18 protein-coding genes are annotated in these 21,286 nt (G+C 61.7%); 8 read left to right on the top strand and 10 right to left on the bottom strand.

Features of this window, described 5'->3' with window-relative positions:
* The first annotated feature begins 61 nt into the window (after positions 1-61).
* A complete protein-coding gene (ilvN, locus tag ACG33_RS00735; RefSeq protein ID WP_066917915.1) occupies positions 62-568 on the top strand; it encodes an acetolactate synthase small subunit in 507 nt (168 codons plus the stop codon).
* Between the two features lie 33 nt (positions 569-601).
* Here the strand turns inward: ilvN and ACG33_RS00730 are convergent, their stop codons facing one another.
* From ACG33_RS00730 to ACG33_RS00715, 4 genes are all read right to left on the bottom strand, one after another.
* Positions 602-940 carry a P-II family nitrogen regulator gene (locus tag ACG33_RS00730; RefSeq protein ID WP_066917914.1) on the bottom strand — a complete coding sequence of 113 codons (339 nt, stop codon included), beginning with the start codon at positions 938-940 and terminating at the stop codon, positions 602-604.
* Between the two features lie 375 nt (positions 941-1,315).
* A complete protein-coding gene (locus ACG33_RS00725; RefSeq protein WP_066917913.1) occupies positions 1,316-2,407 on the bottom strand; it encodes an ABC transporter permease in 1,092 nt (363 codons plus the stop codon).
* A 3-nt stretch (positions 2,408-2,410) separates the two neighbouring features.
* On the bottom strand, positions 2,411-3,409 hold the full coding sequence (locus tag ACG33_RS00720; RefSeq protein ID WP_066922625.1) for an ABC transporter ATP-binding protein: 999 nt from the start codon (positions 3,407-3,409) through the stop codon (positions 2,411-2,413).
* Between the two features lie 29 nt (positions 3,410-3,438).
* A complete protein-coding gene (locus tag ACG33_RS00715; RefSeq protein WP_066917912.1) occupies positions 3,439-4,404 on the bottom strand; it encodes an HlyD family secretion protein in 966 nt (321 codons plus the stop codon).
* Positions 4,405-4,827: 423 nt separating this feature from the next.
* On the opposite strand from ACG33_RS00715, the gene ACG33_RS00705 reads away from it, so the two are divergent.
* Together ACG33_RS00705 and ACG33_RS00700 are read left to right on the top strand one after the other, a co-directional pair.
* Positions 4,828-6,447, top strand: coding sequence for a M12 family metallo-peptidase (locus tag ACG33_RS00705; protein ID WP_066917910.1), 1,620 nt, complete (start codon positions 4,828-4,830; stop codon positions 6,445-6,447).
* The gene (locus ACG33_RS00700) at positions 6,444-7,412 is read left to right on the top strand and encodes a DnaJ C-terminal domain-containing protein (RefSeq protein ID WP_066917909.1); all 969 of its coding nucleotides are present in this window, start codon (positions 6,444-6,446) and stop codon (positions 7,410-7,412) included. Before ACG33_RS00705 ends, ACG33_RS00700 begins: the two co-directional genes overlap by 4 nt.
* A 112-nt stretch (positions 7,413-7,524) precedes the next feature.
* On the opposite strand, the gene fixJ is transcribed toward ACG33_RS00700, so the two are convergent.
* The 5 genes from fixJ to ACG33_RS00675 form a co-directional block, all read right to left on the bottom strand.
* Positions 7,525-8,151 (bottom strand): response regulator FixJ, encoded by a 627-nt coding sequence (gene fixJ / locus ACG33_RS00695; RefSeq protein ID WP_066917908.1) that lies wholly within the window; start codon positions 8,149-8,151, stop codon positions 7,525-7,527.
* Between the two features lie 3 nt (positions 8,152-8,154).
* On the bottom strand, positions 8,155-9,702 hold the full coding sequence (locus tag ACG33_RS00690) for a PAS domain-containing sensor histidine kinase (RefSeq protein WP_066917907.1): 1,548 nt from the start codon (positions 9,700-9,702) through the stop codon (positions 8,155-8,157).
* A gap of 176 nt (positions 9,703-9,878) precedes the next feature.
* On the bottom strand, positions 9,879-10,178 hold the full coding sequence (locus ACG33_RS00685; protein WP_066917906.1) for a hypothetical protein: 300 nt from the start codon (positions 10,176-10,178) through the stop codon (positions 9,879-9,881).
* 123 nt (positions 10,179-10,301) lie between these two features.
* Positions 10,302-11,891: a glutamate--cysteine ligase gene (gene gshA, locus ACG33_RS00680; RefSeq protein WP_210399121.1), complete on the bottom strand. Its 1,590-nt coding sequence runs from the start codon at positions 11,889-11,891 to the stop codon at positions 10,302-10,304.
* A gap of 528 nt (positions 11,892-12,419) precedes the next feature.
* Positions 12,420-13,838 (bottom strand): MATE family efflux transporter, encoded by a 1,419-nt coding sequence (locus ACG33_RS00675; RefSeq protein WP_066917905.1) that lies wholly within the window; start codon positions 13,836-13,838, stop codon positions 12,420-12,422.
* A gap of 90 nt (positions 13,839-13,928) precedes the next feature.
* Here ACG33_RS00675 and ACG33_RS00670 point away from each other — a divergent pair, with 90 nt between their 5' ends.
* The 5 genes from ACG33_RS00670 to ACG33_RS00650 all read left to right on the top strand — a co-directional run bounded on the left by ACG33_RS00670 (position 13,929) and on the right by ACG33_RS00650 (position 20,257).
* A complete protein-coding gene (locus tag ACG33_RS00670) occupies positions 13,929-15,206 on the top strand; it encodes an acetyl-CoA C-acetyltransferase (protein WP_066917904.1) in 1,278 nt (425 codons plus the stop codon).
* Between the two features lie 501 nt (positions 15,207-15,707).
* Complete coding sequence (hemH, locus tag ACG33_RS00665; RefSeq protein WP_066917903.1) at positions 15,708-16,811, top strand: ferrochelatase; 1,104 nt, start codon at positions 15,708-15,710, stop codon at positions 16,809-16,811.
* 144 nt (positions 16,812-16,955) lie between these two features.
* Positions 16,956-17,513 carry a cytochrome b gene (locus ACG33_RS00660; protein WP_168159981.1) on the top strand — a complete coding sequence of 186 codons (558 nt, stop codon included), beginning with the start codon at positions 16,956-16,958 and terminating at the stop codon, positions 17,511-17,513.
* A gap of 1 nt (position 17,514) precedes the next feature.
* On the top strand, positions 17,515-18,081 hold the full coding sequence (locus tag ACG33_RS00655; RefSeq protein WP_066917901.1) for a YceI family protein: 567 nt from the start codon (positions 17,515-17,517) through the stop codon (positions 18,079-18,081).
* Position 18,082: 1 nt separating this feature from the next.
* Positions 18,083-20,257, top strand: a complete 2,175-nt coding sequence (locus tag ACG33_RS00650) for an acetyl-CoA hydrolase/transferase C-terminal domain-containing protein (protein WP_066917900.1) — start codon at positions 18,083-18,085, stop codon at positions 20,255-20,257.
* Positions 20,258-20,294: 37 nt separating this feature from the next.
* Here ACG33_RS00650 and pyrF read toward each other — a convergent pair whose 3' ends face one another.
* A complete protein-coding gene (gene pyrF, locus ACG33_RS00645) occupies positions 20,295-21,152 on the bottom strand; it encodes an orotidine-5'-phosphate decarboxylase (RefSeq protein WP_083536310.1) in 858 nt (285 codons plus the stop codon).
* Positions 21,153-21,286: the final 134 nt, after the last annotated feature.

Genomic DNA, 21,286 nt, shown 5'->3' with positions numbered 1-21,286 from the left:
GATCCGTCCGTCCCGCCCAGGGTGCGGACAGGCTCCAGAAACCGAAAGGACAACCCCGGCCATGAGCTCGCGTAAGCGCCATATCGTTTCGATACTGTTACAAAACGAGGTCGGAGCGCTGACTCGCGTCACGAGCCTGTTTTCCACGCGGGGCTACAACATCGAATCACTGAATGTGGCGCCCACCGATCACCCCACGATTTCCCGGGTCACCCTGGTCACGACGGGCACTGAGGCAGTGATCCACCAGATCATCAACCAGTCGTTGAAGCTGATCGACGTCATCAATGTCGAGGACATCACCCGCGATCAGCACGTGGAGCGAGAATTGTTGTTGCTCAAGCTTCAGGCGTCCGCGGACCAGATAGAAAATCTACGTCTCTGTGTCCGAAGCGCTGGTGCCAAGATCCTCATCGATCACGCTGAAAGCTTCACGATCGAGCTGATCGACAGCGAGTCCAGGATCACCTCCTTCATCGCTGAAGCTGCCGGCATCGCCGAACTCTTGGAAGTGGTGCGCAGCGGCGCCCTGGCGATACGGCGCGGCGCGACGACGCTACGCGCCTGAAATTTGCGTCTGCCGCAACGTAACGGCGTGCGGCTACAGCGCCTGGTCGTCCGTCTCACCGGTGCGAATGCGAAGTACGCGTTCCAACTCTGTGATGAAAATCTTGCCGTCACCCACCTTGCCGGTCTTGGCGGCACCGATGATCGCCTCGACCACCTGATCGACCAGGCCGTCGCTTACCGCAACTTCGATACGGGTCTTGGGCACGAAGTCCACGACATATTCCGCCCCCCTGTATAACTCGGTATGCCCTCGCTGGCGACCGAAACCCTTGACCTCGGTAACGGTCATGCCGGACACCCCGATTTCGGACAACGCCGCACGCACGTCGTCCAGTTTAAACGGCTTGATGATCGCACTGATGAGTTTCATTCCCCGTGGCTCCTCTTCCTGATGCGGTCGGCATCCCCGGGGCGGATGGGTGACGCCGGAAAATGGTACGTAGACATGCATGCCAGGCAGCTGCATATTTCATACTGCGTATTCCACCTTGCATATCCCATGCCGACGCGGCCCGACGTCGCATTTATTGACGAAAGCGCTCCGCAGCTGCGGCTATTCCAGGCCTTTTCAGGTCATAGCAGCGGCGGCAGCGACGGTACGCACCGATTTGGCGCATCTCCTGTGCCGCGTCGCCCGAATTTGGTGCATGTATCCTTGTCAAAAATTGGGCCCGCCAAATTCATGGGCTCTTGGAATGGCCCGATCACGCGAGCATTCGCTCAATTCTGCACCGGCCCCGGTGGTTCAATCCAGGCGCTTATGAAAACGCAGGATTACGGCCGCTAACACGATACAAATAAAGGTAACCAGCTTGTAGATCGGCAAGTACAGGCCGCCGAGGCTTGCGCCGCGCAGCGCGATTCCTCGCACCAGTTCGACGAAATGCGTCAAGGGCAACACCTGGGCGACCCAACGGGCCGCCTGCGGCATGCCCTCGAAAGGAAAAACGAACCCGGATAGCAGGATGGAGGGCAGCATGATGAAAAATGCCATCTGGAAGGCCTGCATCTGGGTCTGCGCCAGCGTGGACGCCAGCAGACCCAGCGCCAAAGTGGCGCCAATGAACAACGATGCCGCCACATACAGGCTACCGAGACTGCCGTTGACGGGAACGTCGAACAACGCAGCTCCCAGGAACAGCACCAACGTGGTCTGGAGCAGCCCGATGAATACATAGGGTACAAGCTTGCCGATCATCAGTTCGAACGAGCTCGCCGGCGTCGTGATCAGCAGTTCGAGATTGCCGCGCTCGCGTTCGCGCACGATGGCCACGGCCGTGAACATCATCATGGTCATGCTCAGAATGACCCCGATCAAGGCTGGCACGATTTGTACCGCCGTCCGTTTCTCGGGGTTGTACTCGGTGCGTACTTCGAACAGGGGTGCGGGATATCCGTACAGTCCCGCGCGCCGCGGCAACGGCATGGCAGCGAACGCACGTGCGACATTTTCCACGGTGGGCTCACTGCCGTCGACGAATAGATGGGCGAGCGGACGCTCGGCATCCAGCCGGCGGCGCTCGAAATCCGCGGGAATATGGATGCCGATGGATATGTTTTCAGTTTGCATCAGACGGCGCAGACCGGGCACCGAGTCGGCATACGCCTGAACCCGGATGACTCCGCTTGCCTGCATGTCGGCGATCAGTGCGCGCGACATCGAGGTGCGCGCCTCATCGACCACGCCGGCATGCAGGCCGCGCACATCGAAATTGATCGCATACCCGAACAACAGCATCTGGATCAGTGGAATACCCACGATCATGCCGAAGGTCAGGCGGTCGCGTCGCAGCTGGCGGATCTCCTTGGTAGCGATGGCAAGGATGCGCGCCAGCATGGATCAACCGGCGTCCGTCGGCGTGAAGGAACAGCGCGGGTCGGATGATTGGTCCGTCGTAATGGCGACATCTGATCCACCGAAACCCGTGGCAGCCACGAACACATCCTCGAGACTGGCGCGCACGCGCTCCACCTTCGCAGTCACGCGCGCTGCGGCCATGAGCTCCTCGATCCGCGCTTCGGGCGAGGACATTCCGGGCACAAGCAGCGCATGCAAACGATTTCCAAGCTGCGCGATACTCCTGACGAAATCATGGCCCTCCAGCGCGCGGCGTGCGGCGCGCACATCGTCCGCCTCGATCTCGATGACACTCGCCGCGATTCCCTCTGAAAGTTGTCGCGGCGAACCCTCCGCCACCAGCCTGCCTCGATCCAGGATCGCGATACCGTGACAACGCTCGGCCTCATCCATGTAGTGAGTCGATACCAGAATCGTCGTGCCTCGATCCGCCAATTCGAACAAGCTTCCCCAGAAGTCACGGCGGCTTTGCGGATCAACCGCACTGGTCGGCTCATCGAGCAGCAACAGCTCGGGCTCATGCAAGGTCGCAGCCGCCAGCGCCAGGCGCTGCTTCTGCCCGCCGCTGAGCGTACCGGCGCGCTGAGTGCGCTGGCTTTCCAGGCGATATTCGCCCAGCCGTCGACGGATGCGGGATGCACGCCGGGCCGCTTCCAGACCGAAAATCCGCGCCATGAAATCCAGGTTCTCTTCGACCGTGAGATCCTCCCACAAGGAGAAACGCTGGGTCATGTATCCGATCTTGTGCCGCAGCCGCTCGGCATCGCGCGGCATGCGGTGGCCCAGCACGTTCACCGTGCCTGCGGTCGGTCGCAGGAGGCCGCACAACATACGAATGGTGGTCGACTTGCCCGAGCCGTTGGGACCCAGAAATCCGTAGATACGCGCCACCGGAATATCCAGATCGACGTGGTCGACCGCGATCAGCTTGCCGAATTGTCGAGTCAGCCCGCGCGCGATAATGGCTGACTCCGCGCTCATGGAACCGCCGTTCAGTCGCGCGGCCTGCATCACTTGCCAGCCTGTGGCAGCTCGACCTGCACGGGGATACCGACCGGCAATTCATCCGCCGCGGGATCCGTCACGTCGATATGCGCCAGATAGCTCAGGCGCGAGCGATCCTTCCGGGTAAGTGCGAAGTAAGGCGTAAATGCCGCCTCGGCCGAAATGAAACGCACGCTGCCTTGCAGCGCCTTACGACGACCGTCGATGCGCAAACGCACTGGCGTACCGGGAATGAATTGCAGCCGGCGCGGTTCCGGCACATACACACGCGCGTAGGGAACTCCGTCCGCCAGCATGATGACCACCGGCGCGCCGGCAGGTGGGCGTTCACCCAGCTTGTAGGGCAGCGCTTCGATACGGCCGGCACGTGGGGCGGTCACCGAATAGCGGGCCGCGCTGATTTGCAGTTCCGCGCGCGCGGCCTGCGTCTGCCGCAGTACTGCTTCCGACTGCTCGATCTCCTCGCTGCGTGTGCCTTCCAGCAACAGGTCCATGCGCGCCACCGCCTGTTTGTGCGTGCTCACCGCATCATCGCGCTGCGAACGCGCCAGGTCCAACGAAGATCGACTGGCCAGCTGCCGCTCGACCAGATCCCGTATGCGCCGGTATTCGTTCGACTGGGCGATCATCATGCTGCCGGCCGCATCCAGCGCCGCACGGGCCTCGAGAATCTCCTGCGCACGCGGTCCCTTCACCCGCTCGGCAAACCGGCGCTCGGCGGCGCGCTCGGCCGCCTCCGCCTGATCCAGCCGCGCCTGCATGACGCCCAGTTCCTGGCGCAGCAGCACCGCTCCGGGTACGACCGGATCCCCCTCGCGCACCATGATCTCCACGATCGGCTCGCCGGACTCTGCGATCAACTCCAGGCGATCGCGCTCCAAGGTCCCCATGACCTGCCCTTCACCGTCGCGGATTCCGCAGCCGGCCAGCAGCAAGATCAGCGGTCCCATCATCGTCAGACGCAGATTCATAGCACCGGCTCCCGATACCAGCCTATCGATTTGCAGATGGAGCAATGCGAGATTCCCGCAGAGGACAAGATGGCCATGCCCACGATGAGCCGCTCAAGGAGATTCGCGGCTGCCGGTTTCAACCCCGACACTGGTGCGATGACGGCCCGGATGAAGGCTCATGGCGGGAACGGGAACAGCGGCGGCATTGCCGCCGGACACAGACCCGGGGTGGCGGTGACATGCTGCATATTAACATTCAGATCAATATTCGCGCAGGCGAGGCGGACTCGATGGATCAAGGGAATCCGCCCCCATCTCGCAATCGCTGGAAAGTATTCCGACACGACGTGATCCGCATCGCGTCTTGTACGATCCATTCCCGCCTTCCCTTGCCGCGCTCATGCCGCTGTGCGAAAAAGCGCATTGTCGTCGGGAGGGGATATGCAATTTCGCAGGGCATCCGGTGCTGCACGGCACCTCGGCTGGCTGTATGCCGTAATCGGCGTACTGGCCGCGCCGACACTGCAGGCGGCCGATACCAGCGGCATCGATGCCTCGCGTCCCCAGGTTCTTTACTTCGAATCCCTGCCCGCGCTGCGCACCTGGGCCGGCGCGCAGCCGCAGGCCGCACGGGACGACGCTCACACCGGAACCGCCGCCAAGACGCAGGCCCTCGCCAGCTCGGATGGCGAGCACCGGCTGCACTTCGATGCGTATGGGCGCCGCTTCGAGTTGTCGCTGGAAACGAATGCCCGCTTGAACGGATTGGTGCAATCAAAATCCGCCCCCTCCTCCCTGAGCCTGTACCGCGGCACGCTCGACGGCAACCCTCGATCCTGGGTCCGCCTCGCCGCCATGGCAGGCGAAGCCCATGGCATGATTTGGGATGGGACGGATCTGTACGTGATCGAACCCGCCCAGTCGAACCAAGCCCAGTCGAACCAAACCCCAATATCGTCCGATGACATGTCGGATACCTCCCCGGCAGCCACGAGCGAGCCTTCCACGCCAGTCATCTTCCGTTTGGCCGATGTCCTGATGGAGCCCGGCACCGCCGCCTGCGCCGTGCACGCCGGCCCCACCGATGAAGAAAGCGGTTCGGCACAAGAGACGCTCGAAGACCTGGATCCGGACGCCGCGAACACCGGCAATGTCATGCGCGGCGACGCCGCTTACGGTGCCTTGCTGGGCGAATTGAAAGACTCGGCGGTGATCATGCAGGCCGCCGGCGCCACCCGGCGTCTGACGCTTTCCGCGCTGGGCGATGCGCAATTCCTACAACGCTATCTGGAGCGTGGCTTGACCATGCGGGAGGCACTGGACGCCATCCTGATTCGATTGAACAACGTGGATGGCATCTACAGCACCCAGCTCCAGATCGAACTGCAAGTCGAGGCCGTATCCATCGACCATTCACTCGGCACCATGCTGTCCGATCCGGTGCAGCCCCAGTCATTATTGGAAGCACTCGGCGAACGGCGCAGGAATTCCCCCGAGCATCGCTCACGGGGACTGACCCATCTGTTCACCGGCCGCGATCTGGACGGCAACACCGTAGGCATCGCCTACGTGGATTCCTTGTGCTCGTCGCGGTATGGAGTGGCGCTCACCCAGGTGCGAGGCAGTGCCTGGCAGGATCCCGGCAGTATCTGGCATGACACTCTGGTGGCGGCGCATGAAATCGGCCACAACTTCGGCGCTCCACACGACGGCGACCCGGAGGAAGTCTGTCGCGACGCGCCTCCCGGCTATTTGATGGCGCCGGCGATCAACGCCTTAGGGATCTTCTCGGAATGCAGCCTCGAGCAAATGAACAAGCGTGCATTGGCGGCCCGTTGCATCAGTCCCTTGCCGCCGGCGGGCGCTCCCGCCTCGCAGACACAGGCGGGCAGCAGTTCCGGTGGCGGCTCGCTGAGCATTCCGTTCCTGCTGGGTCTGCTGGGTATACTAGTCCTGCGCCCCCAGGCGCAGCGTGTACCGGTACGGCGCCGTGTCAGCCCGGCAGCCGGCATTGGACACCGTCCCGCCCAGCTTGAAACCACATCCGAGAATCGCCGGTGACCACATACAAGGACTATTACCAGCTGCTGGGCGTAGCCCGGGACGCCAGCCAGGACGACATCAAGCGCGCCTATCGGCGGGCGGCGCGCAAATATCATCCCGATGTCAGCAAGGAGGCGAATGCCGAGGAAAGGTTCAAGGAAGTCCAGGAAGCCTACGAAGTCCTCAAAGATCCGCAGAAACGCGTCGCCTATGACCAGTTAGGTTCGAACTGGCGTGCGGGCCAGGAATTCCGGCCGCCGCCCGACTGGGGCCGGGATTTCGAATTCTCCAGCACCTCTTTCGGCGGCGACACGGGCGGGTTCAGCGATTTCTTTGCCTCACTGTTCGGGCAGCGTAGTCCGTTCGGAGGCGCCGCGGGTACCGCACGCCACGGTGCAGGTGCCCGCGGCTTTGCAGCGAGCGGGGAAGACCATGTGGCCCGAATCCAGATTACCCTGGAAGACGCGTTCCGCGGCGGTTCGCAGACAATCGAGTTGAAATCGCCCCGGGTCGGCCAGGGCGGCCAGGTGACACTGCAGCCGCGCACGCTCAAGGTCAGCATTCCCGCCGGCGTCGTCGAGGGTCAGCGCATCCGGCTCGCCGGCCAGGGCAGCCCCGGCATCGGTGGCGGTCCTGCAGGCGATCTATACCTGGAAATCGGATTCCGCGAACATCCGCTATTCGAGGCACAGGGCCGTGATGTGTCATTGACGCTGCCGATAGCTCCATGGGAAGCAGCGCTGGGAACTACGGTCCAGACCCCGACCTTGGCCGGACCGGTGGCCTTGCGCATTCCGGCAAATGCACGGGCAGGACAGAAAATGCGCCTCAAGGGCCGCGGCCTGCCCGGTCCGACGCCCGGCGATCAGTTCGTGATCCTGCAGATCGTCTTGCCGCCGGCGGATACGCCGCAAGCTCGTGAATTCTATGAAAGGATGCGTAATGAGCTGCCCTTCGATGCCCGGGCGGATCTGTATCCGTGAGCAGGCGCTCCAGCGACGTCACTACAGGGATCCGAGGCGGCTTTCAGCGCTGCCCGACCCTGAGCTCCGTGGGCGCATCCCGGACAGGCGCATTCCTCGTATTCGCTTTCCCTTATCCCTGCCCCACTTCGAGCACCATGCGCACCAGATGTGCGAGGGAAGATGCCTGCATCTTCTCCATGACGCGCGCCCGGTGTATTTCCACGGTTCGCTGACTCAACTTCAGATCTCCGGCAATGACCTTGTTCGCCTTGCCGCGAACAACGAGTTCCAGGACTTCGTGTTCTCGAGGCGTCAGCGTTTCCAGCCGCCGCCGTATGTCATTCCGTTCGCCCAGCGCCGCCCGGTTGCTGCTGTCCTTCTCCAGAGCCTGGTTGATACGATCGATCAGATCCTGATCCCGAAACGGCTTCTGAATGAAATCCACCGCGCCCGCCTGCATGGCCTCCACTGCCATCGGCACATCGCCATGCCCGGTGATAAAAATAATGGGTAGAATGGAATGCTTCTCGTTCAGTTTTTGTTGCAGCTCCAAGCCGGAGATCCCGGGCATGCGAATGTCCAGCACCAGGCATCCAGGGCGATCCATCCCATAGGAATCCAGGAACTCCTGTGCCGAGGCATAGGTTTCGACAGCCTGCCCGACCGAGCGCAACAGTAGTTTCAGCGCATCGCGCACCGCCGAATCGTCATCAACGATGAAAATCGTAGGGCGTTGGTTAGTTGAATTTCCCCGCATTGATCAGCTCCCCGCAGGCGCCGGAACGACCGGCAAAGTAAAAAAGAAGCAGGCGCCGCCCCCTGGATTGGCGCTGCACCATAATTTACCGCCGTGTGCGCGCACGATCGAGCGGCTGATAGACAACCCCAGCCCGGTGCCGCCTGATTTGGTGGTAAAGAATGGATCGAACAATGCCGCCGCTGCCGCGACATCGACGCCGGTACCTCGATCGGCAACCATCAGCTCCACGTCTCCCTCCCCATCCATACGGGCCCGCAGCAGGATCTCGCGGTGTGTTTCCGGCAAATCGAGCATTGCATCGATGCTGTTCCTCACCAGATTGAGTATGACCTGCTGGATCTGTACCGCATCGGCCTGTACCGGGAAGCTGCGCGGCGCATGCTCCACGACGATGCGCACGCCGTGATGGCGCAGATCCGTTTGAGCCAGTACCAGAACGTCGTCCAGCAGCCGGTTCGCATCCAGCAATTCGCGGCGAACCTCGCGATTCTTGACGAACTGGCGCAGCCTGCGGATGACCTCTCCCGCTCGCAGCGCCTGAGTGCAAATATGATCCAGTGCAGTTGCGATATCATCGCTGGATGCATGCTCCGAGGCGATCAGCCGCTGACAGGCCTGCGCATAGGTCGCTATGGCGGTCAGAGGCTGGTTGACCTCGTGGGCCAGGCCGGCAGCCATCTCTCCCATGGTGGAAATCCGGCCGAAATGGGCAATACGATCCTGCATCTGGCGTGCGTCATCCTCTGCCCGGCGCCGGTCGGTGATGTCGTGCAGCGTGCCGACCTGCCGCACGATACGGCCGTCCAGTGCGCGCGATACTTGGGCGATATGATGCACATGGCGCAGCGACCCATCCGGATGAATCACCCGGTACTCGATATCCATGCTGCGCCCCTGTGTATCCAATGCACGGCGCGCCTGCTGCCAGCGTACCCGATCGGCTGGATGCACCATGGGTTCAAGATAATCGTAGACGCCGATATAGAGGTCGCCATAACGCCGACCCAGGACACGGTACAGATGCGGCGACCAGTAATCCTCGCAATTGCTGTCGAGATGAACGACATAATTACCTAAATTAGCGATTTCCTGAGCAATCGTCAGCTGCGCCTCGCTGCGGCGCAAGGCTTCTTCGGAATTGCGCCGGACCGTGACGTCGCGAATGAAGCCCACGAATCGGGGAGGATCCGTACCCTGAACGCGCCCGACCGCCAGTTCAGCGGAGAATTCGCTGCCGTCGCGCCGTTTCGCCAGCAACTCCCTGCCGATGCCGATGATACGAGGTTCACCGGCTTCGATATGGTGACGCAGATAGTCGTCCTGCTGGGAGCGATACGGCTCGGGCAGCAGCAGATTGACCCGCAGACCGATCACTTCCTGTTCGTGGTAGCCGAACATGCGCTCGCCCGCACGATTGAGCAGTTCGATACGGCCCTCATGATCGAACAGCACCACCGCATCGACGGCGGCGTCGAGAACGGCCTGAAACTCCTGTTCCAGCCGATGAGCGCGCTCTTCCTGCTGTTCGGCTGCTCGCGTCGGGGTCATACGGTCATTCTAACCATGACCGATGGCCTGGTTGGAAGTCGGGCGACTACGATATGCGGCAAGCGGATCCTGCGCGTCGAGGGGGCTGGCGGCACCGACAACCGAAGCACTCGGGGCAAGTGGTCGACGCGCTTAGCCGGAGCGATCGCAGCGCGCGGCGCGGGTATTCGCTGCGCTCAGCCGGGGGGGCGACGTTTTTCGCGTGCTTCCTTGATGAAGCGAAACCATACCTCGTAAGCGCTCCAGCCACCCGTCTGTACGAAATTCGCTTCGTCCTCGGCCGCAGCCGGCGTCTGCTGACTCGCCGCGCAATGCCCTCTAGCCGCCTCCGGCAAAATCCCGGTCGTATGGGCAGCCGAGGCTTGTTGCGACCGGGAGACGCGGCGGGAAACCGTCACACCGGCCACCGCGCCCGCCTGAACCCCGGCGGCGGAGACGACCGGGGTATTGGAAAAAAGATTCGGCGTACTGCTCACGGATAATTAGAAAAAAACCGGTATGATAGCCGGTATCGCCACCGTAATTCGGATACGGTTCACAATTCTAAAGTTTCCCTGGCGAGTGCTCCCATGTTCCGGGGCGAACACCGGGCGAATGATCTACCCGGCAGATGCAAAATAGTTCGCCAGAAATTGATCGAAGTCGACTTCGTCGGCAGCCTCCAGTTCCTCCTGCTTGCGCAGGGACAGCTCCGCCTCCACGGCAAATTCAGTCATGCGCCGCTCGTTCGGCGGATACAGATCCGTGAAATAAACCTTGTGCAACCGCGACATGCGCAGGGCGAACTGGATAAAAGATTCCCCGCTGCTCCGTAATTCTTTCAGGCTGCGCGCCGAGGGAGTGCTTTGTGGATCATCGAGCTTCAACGCCTGCAGGTCGAGCGCCGCGCCATAAGGACGCTGCACATCGCCCTGATCGAGAAGTTCACAAATCCCGCGCATCGAATCGATGAGTTCCCGTCCCCATGCCAGCAAGGGTACCTGCCGCCCATGACGGTTGAGTGTCAATCCCGGTTCGCGGCCCCGATGCGCAACCAGTGCGTGATTGGCATCCAGACCGACCTGCTCTCCAGAAGTGATCGGATCGCTTTGCTTCAATATGCACAAGGCTGCGAATGCTTCCAGAAAGCGCAGCTTGGTCTGATCGACGCCGGCGGGATCGAAGACGTTCACATCCAAAGCGCGGAACTCGACATACTCCACTCCGCCGCGGCGCAAAGCCTGCGTCGGATGCTCCCCGGAACGGGTCACGCGCTTGGGCCGGATATAGCTGTAGTACTCGTTTTCGATCTGTAGCAGGTTCGCATTCAACTGACGATAACTGCCGTCGACCTTGACGCCGATCTTCTGATACTCGGGATGCGGCGTGCTCACGGCGGCCGTCAGGTCGCGGATGTACTCGTCGATGCTGTTGACGCCGATATGCAGGCCTTTCTGGCTTTTATTGCTGTAACCCAGGTCGCTCATGCGCAGTGAAGTCGCGTAGGGTTCATAGAATGTACCCGGCGACAGTTCCGGCATGGCGTGCCGGCGTCCGTTCAAAAAAGAGCTGCACAAGGCCGGCGAATTGCCGAACAGGTACAGAATCAGCCAGCCATAGCGCCGATAGTTGCGCAACAGCCCGAAATACCGTGCCGAGATGAAATCGCGATCGACCTTGCGCTCCTGCAGGCTGTCGGCCAATACCGGCCAGAAGCGCTCAGGAAAGGAATAATTGAAATGGATGCCCGAGATCGCCTGCATCATCCGGCCGTAGCGATAGCCCAGGCCGAGCCTGTAGACCTCCTTCATACGTCCGATGTTCGATCGGCCATAGCGCGCCACCGGAATGTTCGCATCACCCTCCAGGCCGCAGGGCATGCTGGTGGCCCACAACAACTGGTCCGGCAGGTGCCTGTAGACGAACTGATGCAGATCGCACAAGTATTGCAGCAGCTCCCGGCACTGGCCGAAGGCAGGCGTGACCAGCTCGATCAGGGATTCCGAATAATCCGTCGTGATATGTTCATGGGTCAAACTCGCACCCAGGCTGCGCGGATGACCGCTCTGCTCCAGACAGCCATCGAGGGAGACTCGCAACGATTCCTTCTCTACGCCCTTGAGGCCGCCCTGCAACACCCCGGACTCGCGAGAATTGACCAGCGATGCCAGGCGCCGCTCGAACGCGCGATCTATTCCGGAGCCGGTCATGGGTGGTGCTTGGTGCTCGATGCGTTCGGCCGGCATGCCGCGAAACACGACAAGGTCATCGACGAATCTGCAAGCAAGGGCGGCATCCGGTGAATGATTTGGATGGGACCTGATGTGGCAAGCGTAGCGGCCATGCAAAGCGGGTGACGTGGATGAAGTTCACGGGCTGGCCGAAGGGTCTGAGGTATGGAACCGAGAAGTTTCCCTAGCTGATCCTGGGACGTCAAGCCCTCCGGCGCTTCCTCCGGCGCCTCTCTTCCGGAATCTCCCTTCGACGCATTCTGCCAAATCCGAGACTTTCTCCGGTTTCCCGGCTCGAAACCGCTTCATGACAGAACTGTCCCGCTCATGGCTTCTGTCTGCTGTGAATCCCGCAAGCACAGCAGACAGAAGCCTTGAGCGGGGCAGCCTCATCTCAAACAAGCAGATCCCACAGAAGATATTCATTGGCTTTTAGCACCCCGGTAGCATCGTAGGTTCATGCGCGCCTTCGCCATCCCCTTGCTGACCTTGGCCAGACTGTTGTATTCACAAGAGTACGTCGACACGATGCTCTGTGGCCCCGCCGGCCGTCGCCCTGCCCGATACGTACAAATAACGGGCCACCAGCAGCAGCGCACTGACGCTGAGTCCGGCCGTCAAGCCAGCCCAGACCAGAACAGGTCCGCCGCCGCCGCGCACACCGAGCAGGTAGGCCAGACTGAAACCCACGGCCCAGTAGGAAAATACGCAAAGCGCCATCGGCACCGCCGTGTCCTTGAAACCTCGCAATGCACCGGCGGCACCGACCTGGATCCCATCCGATAGCTGAAAAAGCGCTGCCATGAGCAGCAAGGTGGCAGCCAGCGCACGCACCCGCGGATCCCGGGTATATAACGCCGCTATCGAATCATTGAATACGACCATGCCGATGGCGGACAGGAACATCACCCCGGCACATATCCCGATTCCGAGCAGACCGGCCTGCCGGCCGCCGACAGGGTCGCCACGTCCGAGCGTATGACCGACATGGATCGTCGTCGCTGAACTGATTGCCAGCGGCATCATGAACATGAAACTGGCATAGTTGAGGGCAATCTGATGCCCTGCGGCAATCGCCGCACCCATCCCGCCCACCATGAGCGCAGCCGCCACGAACAGGCCGCCCTCGGCGACGACGCTGCCGGCAATCGGAGCGCCGATGCGCGTCAGCTCACCCAGGGCCGTCAGATTCGGCCGCTCCACTCGGGCAAAGATTGCCAGCGGACGATAGGCGCGATGCGTCCGCATATGCCCCAGCATGGCTGCAAACATCACCCAGAAGGCGATGGCTGTAGCCACACCGCAACCGACAGCACCCAACCGCGGCAGGCCGAACTTGCCGTACATGAACAGCCAGTTGCCCAGCACATTGAGCACCAATCCCAGGAAGCCTATATACATGATCGGACGGGTCCGCCCCATGCCTTCACTGGTATAGCGCAGCGACAGGAACGCCAGCAACCCGGGCATACCCCAGGCCGTCGCCTTCACATAGCCCACGGCGATCGGCAGGATGTCGGAGGCGATGCCGACGGCCGGCAACACCCAGCCGGCCTGCCGCATGCCGATCACCAGCAGCACGGCCAGCGCCAGCACCAGCCACCATGACTGCCGCGCATAGCGGACCAGACCCTCGCTGTCATCCGCTCCGTAGGCATGCGCAACCACAGGAGATACGGCCAGCAGCATGCCGATGCCGATGAACATGAACAGGTTGAAATAGGCGGCCCCGACCGCCAGCCCCGCCAGATCACGGGCACCCAGCTGTCCGGCCATTACCGTATCCGCAAACGACATTCCGGTGATGGATAGATTGTTGGCCAGCAACGGTCCGCCAAACGCGGCGATCGCCCGAGCGTCCATGATCAAGCGTATCCGCCGGACGGCTGAAGGATCCTCGGGCAGGCGATGGCCTGAAGCACGCATTGAGGAATCTCTGGGAAAAGTGATTTTGACCGGATCGCTGCATCGCTGGCATGCTGGCCGGCCTCATCATTCTGTCATAACGAGACAGCCATGCTCGTAGGATCATCGATACGACGGGTCGCCATCCTAGGCGGACAACGTATTCCCTTCGCACGCTCCATGGGTGCGTACGCCGAAGCCGGCAACCAGGAAATGCTGACGGTCACTCTGCAAGCGCTGGTGGATCGCTATAATCTGCGCGGTGAACGCCTCGGGGATGTCGGCGCGGGCGCGGTACTCAAGCACTCCCGGGATTTCAACCTGACCCGCGAATGCGTGCTCGACAGCGGCCTTGCCCCGGAAACGCCCGCCTTCGATCTACAGCGCGCCTGCGGCACCAGCCTGGATACGGCCATCGTTCTCGGCCTGAAGATTGCTACCGGCCAGATCGATTCGGCGATTGCCGCGGGGGTCGACAGCGCCAGCGATGTGCCCATCGTGCATCCCGAAGCGTATCGACGCCTGCTGCTGCGTAGCGCCCGGGGCAAGACGCTCGCCCGGAAGATCGGTCCCTGGTTCGGACTACGACCCGGTCATTTCAAGCCCGTCTTGCCGCAGGTCGTCGAACCGCGTACCGGGCTGTCCATGGGTCAAAGCTGTGAAACCATGTCGCGTACCTGGCAGATACCGCGCGCCGAACAGGACCAGATCGCCCTGGACAGCCATCGCAAGGCCGTGGCCGCCTACGACGAAGGTTTCTACGATGATCTGGTGGATGAATTTCGCGGCCTGAAGCAAGACGACAATATCCGGCGCCAGACCTCGCTGGAACAATTGGCACGACTGAAACCTGCCTTCGACCCGCAAGGCAGCCTGACCGCAGGCAACTCCACGCCCATGACCGATGGTGCCGCGGCGGTTCTCCTGGCCAGTGAGTCTTGGGCAAAGACCCGCGGCCTGCCGGTACTGGCCTACCTGACTTACGGCAAGTACGCCGCCATCGATTTTGTTGATCAGGAAGGCTTGCTGATGGCACCCGCCTATGCCGTACCGCGCATGCTCGCCGACGCACAGCTGCAGCTGCAGGACTTCGACTTTTACGAAATCCATGAAGCTTTCGCGGCACAATTGCTATGCACCCTCAAGGCATGGGAATCGGCGGAATTCTGTCGTGAACGGCTCAGGCTATCCGAACCGCTGGGCGCCATCGATCGCAGCCGGTTGAACGTCAAAGGCGGCAGCGTGGCAATAGGTCATCCTTTCGCCGCCACCGGTGCGCGCATCCTGGCCACTCTGGCGAAGCTCCTGGCCCAAAAAGGCAGGGGGCGCGGGCTGATTTCAATATGCACGGCAGGGGGCATGGGTGTGACGGCGATTCTGGAGCGCTGATCCAGAAGAGCACACTGATCCAAAGGGAGGCGGGATCCGGAGGAATGGCTCTGCTGCCCGGACTGTCAGCCACTGCCGCCCGCAACCGCTCAGGCCCTATAAGTCGCGTACAAGCCGACGAACCCGGTCGACCGCACCGGCGACACAGGTGAGACGGCGACGATCGAATCCGACACTCGAAAAACGGAGGCGACCGAGGATTCCGCTGCACGTCCGATGTGCATGGGAACCACCGGTCGCCATCCTGAACGGTCCGCATGCACCACGATACCGCCCACTCATCGGACCAGCACGATCTCCGGAAGGGAAATATTGAGCGATCGAGCTCCCCGATGCAGTTCTTCCATATAAACTAAAGCGACAAATCGAGATAATTACCCTCACACAAGACACAAGAGGCCGATCCCGCTTTTCTCCCGTACTCCGGCAACCGGGTGCCGGGACGCGGACGCCGCAGACCGACCCTCGAAAAAACGATGACGAAGCAAAAGGCAGGTGCGAATGCAGGATGACCCCGGCGAGCGACAAAGCGAATCCAACCTGGCTGGAACGCTGGGCATTCTGCTCGCCAATCTAGGAACGCCGGACGCGCCGACGCCTGCTGCGGTGCGCAACTTCCTGGCCGAGTTCCTGTGGGATCCGCGGGTGGTCGATGCGCCGCGCTGGCTATGGTGGCTGGTATTGCACGGCATCATCCTGCGTATCCGTCCGGTAAAAAGCGCCCGCGCCTATCGCCTGGTGTGGACACGGCAAGGCTCACCGTTACTGCTCCACGCTCGCGCGCTCTCCGAAGCATTGCGCGAGGAGCTGTCGGGCACGCAATGTATCGCCATGAATTCGCTGCCGGAACTATCGCCGGCCGGCAACATCACGGCAGTAATCCCACCGCACAACGAAGACGGCGCTCCGGTGCTGGCTTTAGGCATGTCCTATGGATCACCGTCGATTCCGCAAGCCCTGATGCAGCTCAGGAATGCAGGAGTGCGCCGGCTGATCGTTCTACCGCTGTATCCGCAGTACTCCAGCGCTACCACCGGCTCGGTATTCGATCGTATCAGCCGGGAACTGCAGCATTGGCGCTGGATCCCGGAACTACGCTTCATCAACAACTATCACGACGACAATGCGTATATCGATGCGCTTGCCATGAGCGTGCTTGATCATTGGCGCAGCCATGAGCGCACGCATCTACTATTCTCGTTTCACGGCATTCCCCAGCGCCATAGCAACGCAGGCGATCCCTATGAACGCCAATGCAGGGAGACGGCACGCCGTGTCGCCGCACAACTCGGCTTGAGCGCAGCCGACTGGAGCGTGAGCTTCCAATCGCAGGTCGGACGTGAAGCATGGCTGCGCCCCTACACTGATGAATTCCTGCTCCTACAGGCACGCACCGGTCATAAGCGCATCACGGTCATGTGTCCCGGCTTTGCGGCGGACTGCCTGGAAACCCTGGAAGAAATCGCCATACGCAACCGGAATGCATTCATGCAACATGGCGGCGAGCATTACACGTACATTCCGGCGCTCAATGCCGGCAAGCGGCATGCGCTGGCCCTGGCCGGCCTGATTCGCCGGCATGCGGCCGGCTGGATGACTTCTTGACACATCGCCTTGCAGATCGCGCCGGCGGCAGATCCGGCGCCGGCCGGTGCTTAGGCTTACACTTGTTAAGCTTGCTATATTTGGGCGATAAGCTTCAGTCGGATGATTTCAACCCGGCACATCCTGGATGACATGAAACCCGCCATGCAAATAAAGAACGATGCTCTGCGCTATGGCGCCATCGCGCAATTTTTTCACTGGGCCATCGTAGCCCTGGTGATCACGCAGTTCGTGCTCGCAAACATGGCCGAGGATCTACCGCTGGGGGTCGCGAAAGTCGCCATGCTGGCACGTCACAAATCCGTCGGTATCACCATACTCGGCCTGATGCTGCTGAGGCTGCTGTGGCGCTGGCTGAATCCGGTCCCGGCCATGCCGAATACCGTACCGCGCTGGCAACAGCGCGTGGCGCACATCACCCATGCGCTTCTATATGTGCTGCTGGTGATCACCCCTCTGTTCGGATGGCTCATGTCATCCGCCCGCAATTTCCCGGTCAGCTGGTTCGGTCTGGTCACACTGCCCGATCTGATCCAGCCGAATCAGCACGCCTACGATTTTTTTCATAAAGGCCATGAAATACTCGCTGCCAGTCTGTTCATGGTCGCGCTGCTGCACATTGCCGCTGCCCTCAAGCATCATTTAATGGATCGCGACAATATCCTGCGCCGCATGCTACCGGTCAGACTGAAAGGAGAGTGATATGACCCGATGGTTCGTCATCCCGGCCGCACTGGCTGGCTTCGCGCTGGCCGGAGTTGTATGGGCGCTCTCCGGTACGCAGTGGAACATGCAGCTCGCCAACAGCAGGCTCGACTTCATCGGTATCCAGGCGGGTGCGGCCTTCGAAGGCGGATTCGACAGGTTCAGTGCCGACATTCACTTCGATCCGCAGGATCTCGCGGCCAGCCGCTTTGATGTGACAATCGATATGGCATCCGTCAATTCGCGCGATTCGGAACGTGACCAGATCATCAGGGGGAAAGACCTGTTCGACGTGGCGCAATGGCCGACCGGTCATTATGTGGCGCAGAAGTTCCAGCCGGCCGGCAACGGCAAGTACACGGCATCCGGCACGCTGACCCTGCTCGGCGTGATGCGTGAGATTCCGATCCGTTTTAGTTTCGAGGAGGACAAGGATGGCGCCTGGCTCAAGGGCGACGCCAGCATCGAGCGGCTGGCGTTCGGTATCGGTAAGGGAGAATGGACCGACACCAGCATGGTCGGCAATGAAGTCAAGGTACGTTTCGCGCTGCTATTGAAGCCCTGACATGGCGGTACAGCGCATCGCCAGTCCGGAGGACTGCGTCGAAGCTACGCTGCGGCTGGTCGGCAAACAAGTCGTTCTGGGTCTGCCCGTCGCGATCGGTAAGCCCAACGAACTGGTCAATGCCTTCGTCGCTCGAGCTCTTGCCGACGCCAGCCTGCAGCTCACGATCATCACTGCATTGTCCTTGCGTAAACCGCGAGGACGCAGCGAATTGGAACGCCGCTTCATCGAACCCTTCTCCCGTAGAGTGTTCGGCGACTATCCCGAACTCGACTATGTCCGACTGATGGAGCGTGACCAGCTGCCCGCCAATATCGAGATCATCGAATTCTACGTGGAGCCGGGCGCCTGGCTGCGCAACGACTATCTTCAGCAGCATCATCTTAGCTCGAATTACACGCATGTGGCACGTGATGCGCTGCGGCGCGGCCTGAATGTCATCGCGCAGTTGGTGGCCGTTCCGCCTGAAGGTGAAGCGCCGGTCGGCCTGCTCAGCCTGGGCTCGAATTCGGATCTGACTGCGGATCTGCTGCCGCGGATCGCCGCGCTGCGGGCCGGCCGGCAACCGTTCGCGCTCATCGGCCAGATCCATCATCAGCTGCCGTTCATGTACGGCGATGCGCTCATTGCCGCGGACACTTTCGATTTTTTGCTGGAGGCCACCGGCGCGCCTCTATTCTGTCCGCCCAACCAACCGATCGCATCCATCGAGCATGCGATTGCCCTGAACGTCAGCACTCTGGTGCGTGACGGCGGAACATTGCAGCTGGGCATCGGCGGGCTGGCAGACGGCATCGTGCATGCGCTGCAACTGAGACATCAACAGCCGGCGATCTACCGCGATATCCTGGAGTCTTCCGGTCTGCTCTCTCGCCATCGCCGCTTGATCGAAACCGAAGGAGGGACCGCTCCATTCAATCATGGCCTGTACGGCTGCACCGAGATGCTGGCCGACGGCTTCCTGGATCTGTATCGCAGCGGTATCCTCAAGCGGCGCGTATTTCCGAGCGCCAAGCTGCAGCGTCTGATCGATGGCGGTCATATCGACGAACAGGTCGACGTACGTACGCTGGATGCACTGCATGCTGCCGGCATGCGCCGCATGTCGTTCGCGGACTTCCACGAATTGCGCGATGTCGGCCTGTTCCGCGAGGACGTCGAATACGACCGGGGTATTCTGGTGGCACCGGATGGAACCGAGATCCAGGCGAATTTCGACACTGCAGAGCAGCGTGCGCGCATCGCCGAGACTTGCCTGGGCGAACGCCTGCGCAACGGGGTGTTAGTCGACTGTGGCTTCTTCTTCGGCCCCCGTTCGTTCTATGCGCAGTTGCGCGAACTCCCCGCAGAACAACGCCGCCTGTTCGCCATGCGCGGAATCAGCTTCGTCAATGAACTGCATGGCCACGAATGGGAACTGAAGCTGGCCCAGCGGCGGCATGCGCGCTTCATCAATACGACCATGATGGTCACCGGACTGGGCGCCGCTGTTTCCGACGCCCTGGAGAACGGACGTGTCGTCAGCGGTGTCGGCGGCCAATACAATTTCGTGGCCATGGCACACGCGCTGCCGGAGGCGCGCTCGATCCTATGCCTGCGCTCGACACGCACGGCGCAGGGCAAGGTGACCTCGAACATCCGCTGGAGCTACGGCCATGCGACCATTCCGCGCCACCTGCGCGATCTGGTGGTGACGGAATACGGTATCGCCGACCTGCGCGGCAAGACAGATCATGAAATCGTCGCTGCGCTGGTCACGGTCATGGATGCCCGTTTTCAGGATGCTTTCGTGAGTGCTGCCAAGCGCGCCGGGAAGCTTCCGGTACGCTGGCGTATTCCGGACGCCGCGCGTGAAAACGATCCGCGGCGGCTTGCCCGTCGCTTTGCACCCTGGCACGCTCAAGGCCTGTTTTCCGAGCTGCCTTTCGGTAGCGATTTCAGCGACGAAGAAATCGTACTGGCCAAGGCCCTGCATTCGCTCCAAAACGGCATGGCCGGCTGGCGAGGACGCCTGGGCGGTCTGGCACGGGCGCTCGGCGCGCCGGTTCGTCCTGCATTGCGCCCCTATCTGGAAAGAATGTCCTTGGAACGGCCCCGCAGCCTTGGCGAACGCTTGCAGCGACGCCTCCTGGCACAGGCGCTGGACGAGACATTGTCGGGGCGTGGGCGCACCTAGCTCGAGCTGCTCGGACGACTCGCCCGCACTCCCCGACCTACATCAGGTCGCGGGCCTGCGCCTGCAATTCCCGCAGCGTCGCGGCGATTTCGGCCTTGCTGCCGCCATTGGCGAGAACAGCCCGCGATATATTGGGCAGGACCCGGCCGCGAGCATTCGGCATCCGGCGCAGCACGTCGTGCATCGTGGCGCCCTGCGCCCCCACGCCCGGCGCAAGGATGAATGAATGGGGCATTGCCACGGTCATTGCGTCCGCATCGGCACAGGTTGCGCCGACGACGGCCCCCACGGGTCCCGGCAACGGCCCGGCATCAGCCCCGATACTCTCGCTCCATTGGCGATTGCGACTGGTGATTTCCCTGCACAGGGCCTGTGCGACGCTCTCTCCGCCGGCCAGCCTCGCGGTCTGCAGCGCCTCGCCTTCGGGATTCGAGGAACGCACCACCACGAAAACGCCGCCCTCGGCCTTGAAGGCGATATCCAGAAACGAATCCAATGCACCCAGGCCCATGTAGGGCTGGGTCGTGACGGCATCGACGCGCAGAGTCGTCCCCGCCGAGAAATAGCCTTCTGCATAGGCTGCGGCAGTCGAATCGATATCGCCGCGCTTACCGTCCAGCAGCACCAGCACACCCTGGCCGCGTGCCAGGCGCACCAGTTCCTCCAAAGCCCGCAATCCCGCGCTGCCGAAACGTTCAAAGAAGGCGGATTGTGGCTTCAACAATGAAATACCGAAATCTACCGCCTCGAGCACGCGCCTGCCGAATTCGAACGCACCCTGGGGAGAATCGGGTAATCCGGCGCCTTTCAGCAAGGCGGCGGAGGGATCGATTCCCACGCACAGGGGACTGTGTTCGAGGATTTTTTGCTGCAGGCGAACGGAAAAAGCAGGCATGAGTTGAAGCTTTGGCCGAGGATCGGACCGGCATTGTACGTCGTGGCCGCCGCTCCCGCGCGCAGGTTGATTCTCGCCGGGACGGGCACGGCACGCACGCGGGTCGCGGTGCCAGGCGGCCTCTAGAGCAAACC

Source organism: Steroidobacter denitrificans, assembly GCF_001579945.1.
In the GTDB taxonomy this organism is placed as follows: domain Bacteria; phylum Pseudomonadota; class Gammaproteobacteria; order Steroidobacterales; family Steroidobacteraceae; genus Steroidobacter; species Steroidobacter denitrificans.
This window is presented reverse-complemented; position numbering and strand designations above follow the sequence as displayed.

Bases quoted from the DNA above. Each gene is read 5' to 3' on its own strand.
- ilvN (WP_066917915.1), top strand. From the start codon at position 62: ATGAGCTCGCGTAAGCGCCATATCGTTTCGATACTGTTACAAAACGAG.
- ACG33_RS00730 (WP_066917914.1), bottom strand. From the start codon at position 940: ATGAAACTCATCAGTGCGATCATCAAGCCGTTTAAACTGGACGACGTG.
- ACG33_RS00725 (WP_066917913.1), bottom strand. From the start codon at position 2,407: ATGCTGGCGCGCATCCTTGCCATCGCTACCAAGGAGATCCGCCAGCTG.
- ACG33_RS00720 (WP_066922625.1), bottom strand. From the start codon at position 3,409: ATGAGCGCGGAGTCAGCCATTATCGCGCGCGGGCTGACTCGACAATTC.
- ACG33_RS00715 (WP_066917912.1), bottom strand. From the start codon at position 4,404: ATGAATCTGCGTCTGACGATGATGGGACCGCTGATCTTGCTGCTGGCC.
- ACG33_RS00705 (WP_066917910.1), top strand. From the start codon at position 4,828: ATGCAATTTCGCAGGGCATCCGGTGCTGCACGGCACCTCGGCTGGCTG.
- fixJ (WP_066917908.1), bottom strand. From the start codon at position 8,151: ATGCGGGGAAATTCAACTAACCAACGCCCTACGATTTTCATCGTTGAT.
- ACG33_RS00690 (WP_066917907.1), bottom strand. From the start codon at position 9,702: ATGACCCCGACGCGAGCAGCCGAACAGCAGGAAGAGCGCGCTCATCGG.
- gshA (WP_210399121.1), bottom strand. From the start codon at position 11,891: ATGACCGGCTCCGGAATAGATCGCGCGTTCGAGCGGCGCCTGGCATCG.
- ACG33_RS00675 (WP_066917905.1), bottom strand. From the start codon at position 13,838: ATGCGTGCTTCAGGCCATCGCCTGCCCGAGGATCCTTCAGCCGTCCGG.
- ACG33_RS00670 (WP_066917904.1), top strand. From the start codon at position 13,929: ATGCTCGTAGGATCATCGATACGACGGGTCGCCATCCTAGGCGGACAA.
- hemH (WP_066917903.1), top strand. From the start codon at position 15,708: ATGCAGGATGACCCCGGCGAGCGACAAAGCGAATCCAACCTGGCTGGA.
- ACG33_RS00660 (WP_168159981.1), top strand. From the start codon at position 16,956: ATGCAAATAAAGAACGATGCTCTGCGCTATGGCGCCATCGCGCAATTT.
- ACG33_RS00655 (WP_066917901.1), top strand. From the start codon at position 17,515: ATGACCCGATGGTTCGTCATCCCGGCCGCACTGGCTGGCTTCGCGCTG.
- ACG33_RS00650 (WP_066917900.1), top strand. From the start codon at position 18,083: ATGGCGGTACAGCGCATCGCCAGTCCGGAGGACTGCGTCGAAGCTACG.
- pyrF (WP_083536310.1), bottom strand. From the start codon at position 21,152: ATGCCTGCTTTTTCCGTTCGCCTGCAGCAAAAAATCCTCGAACACAGT.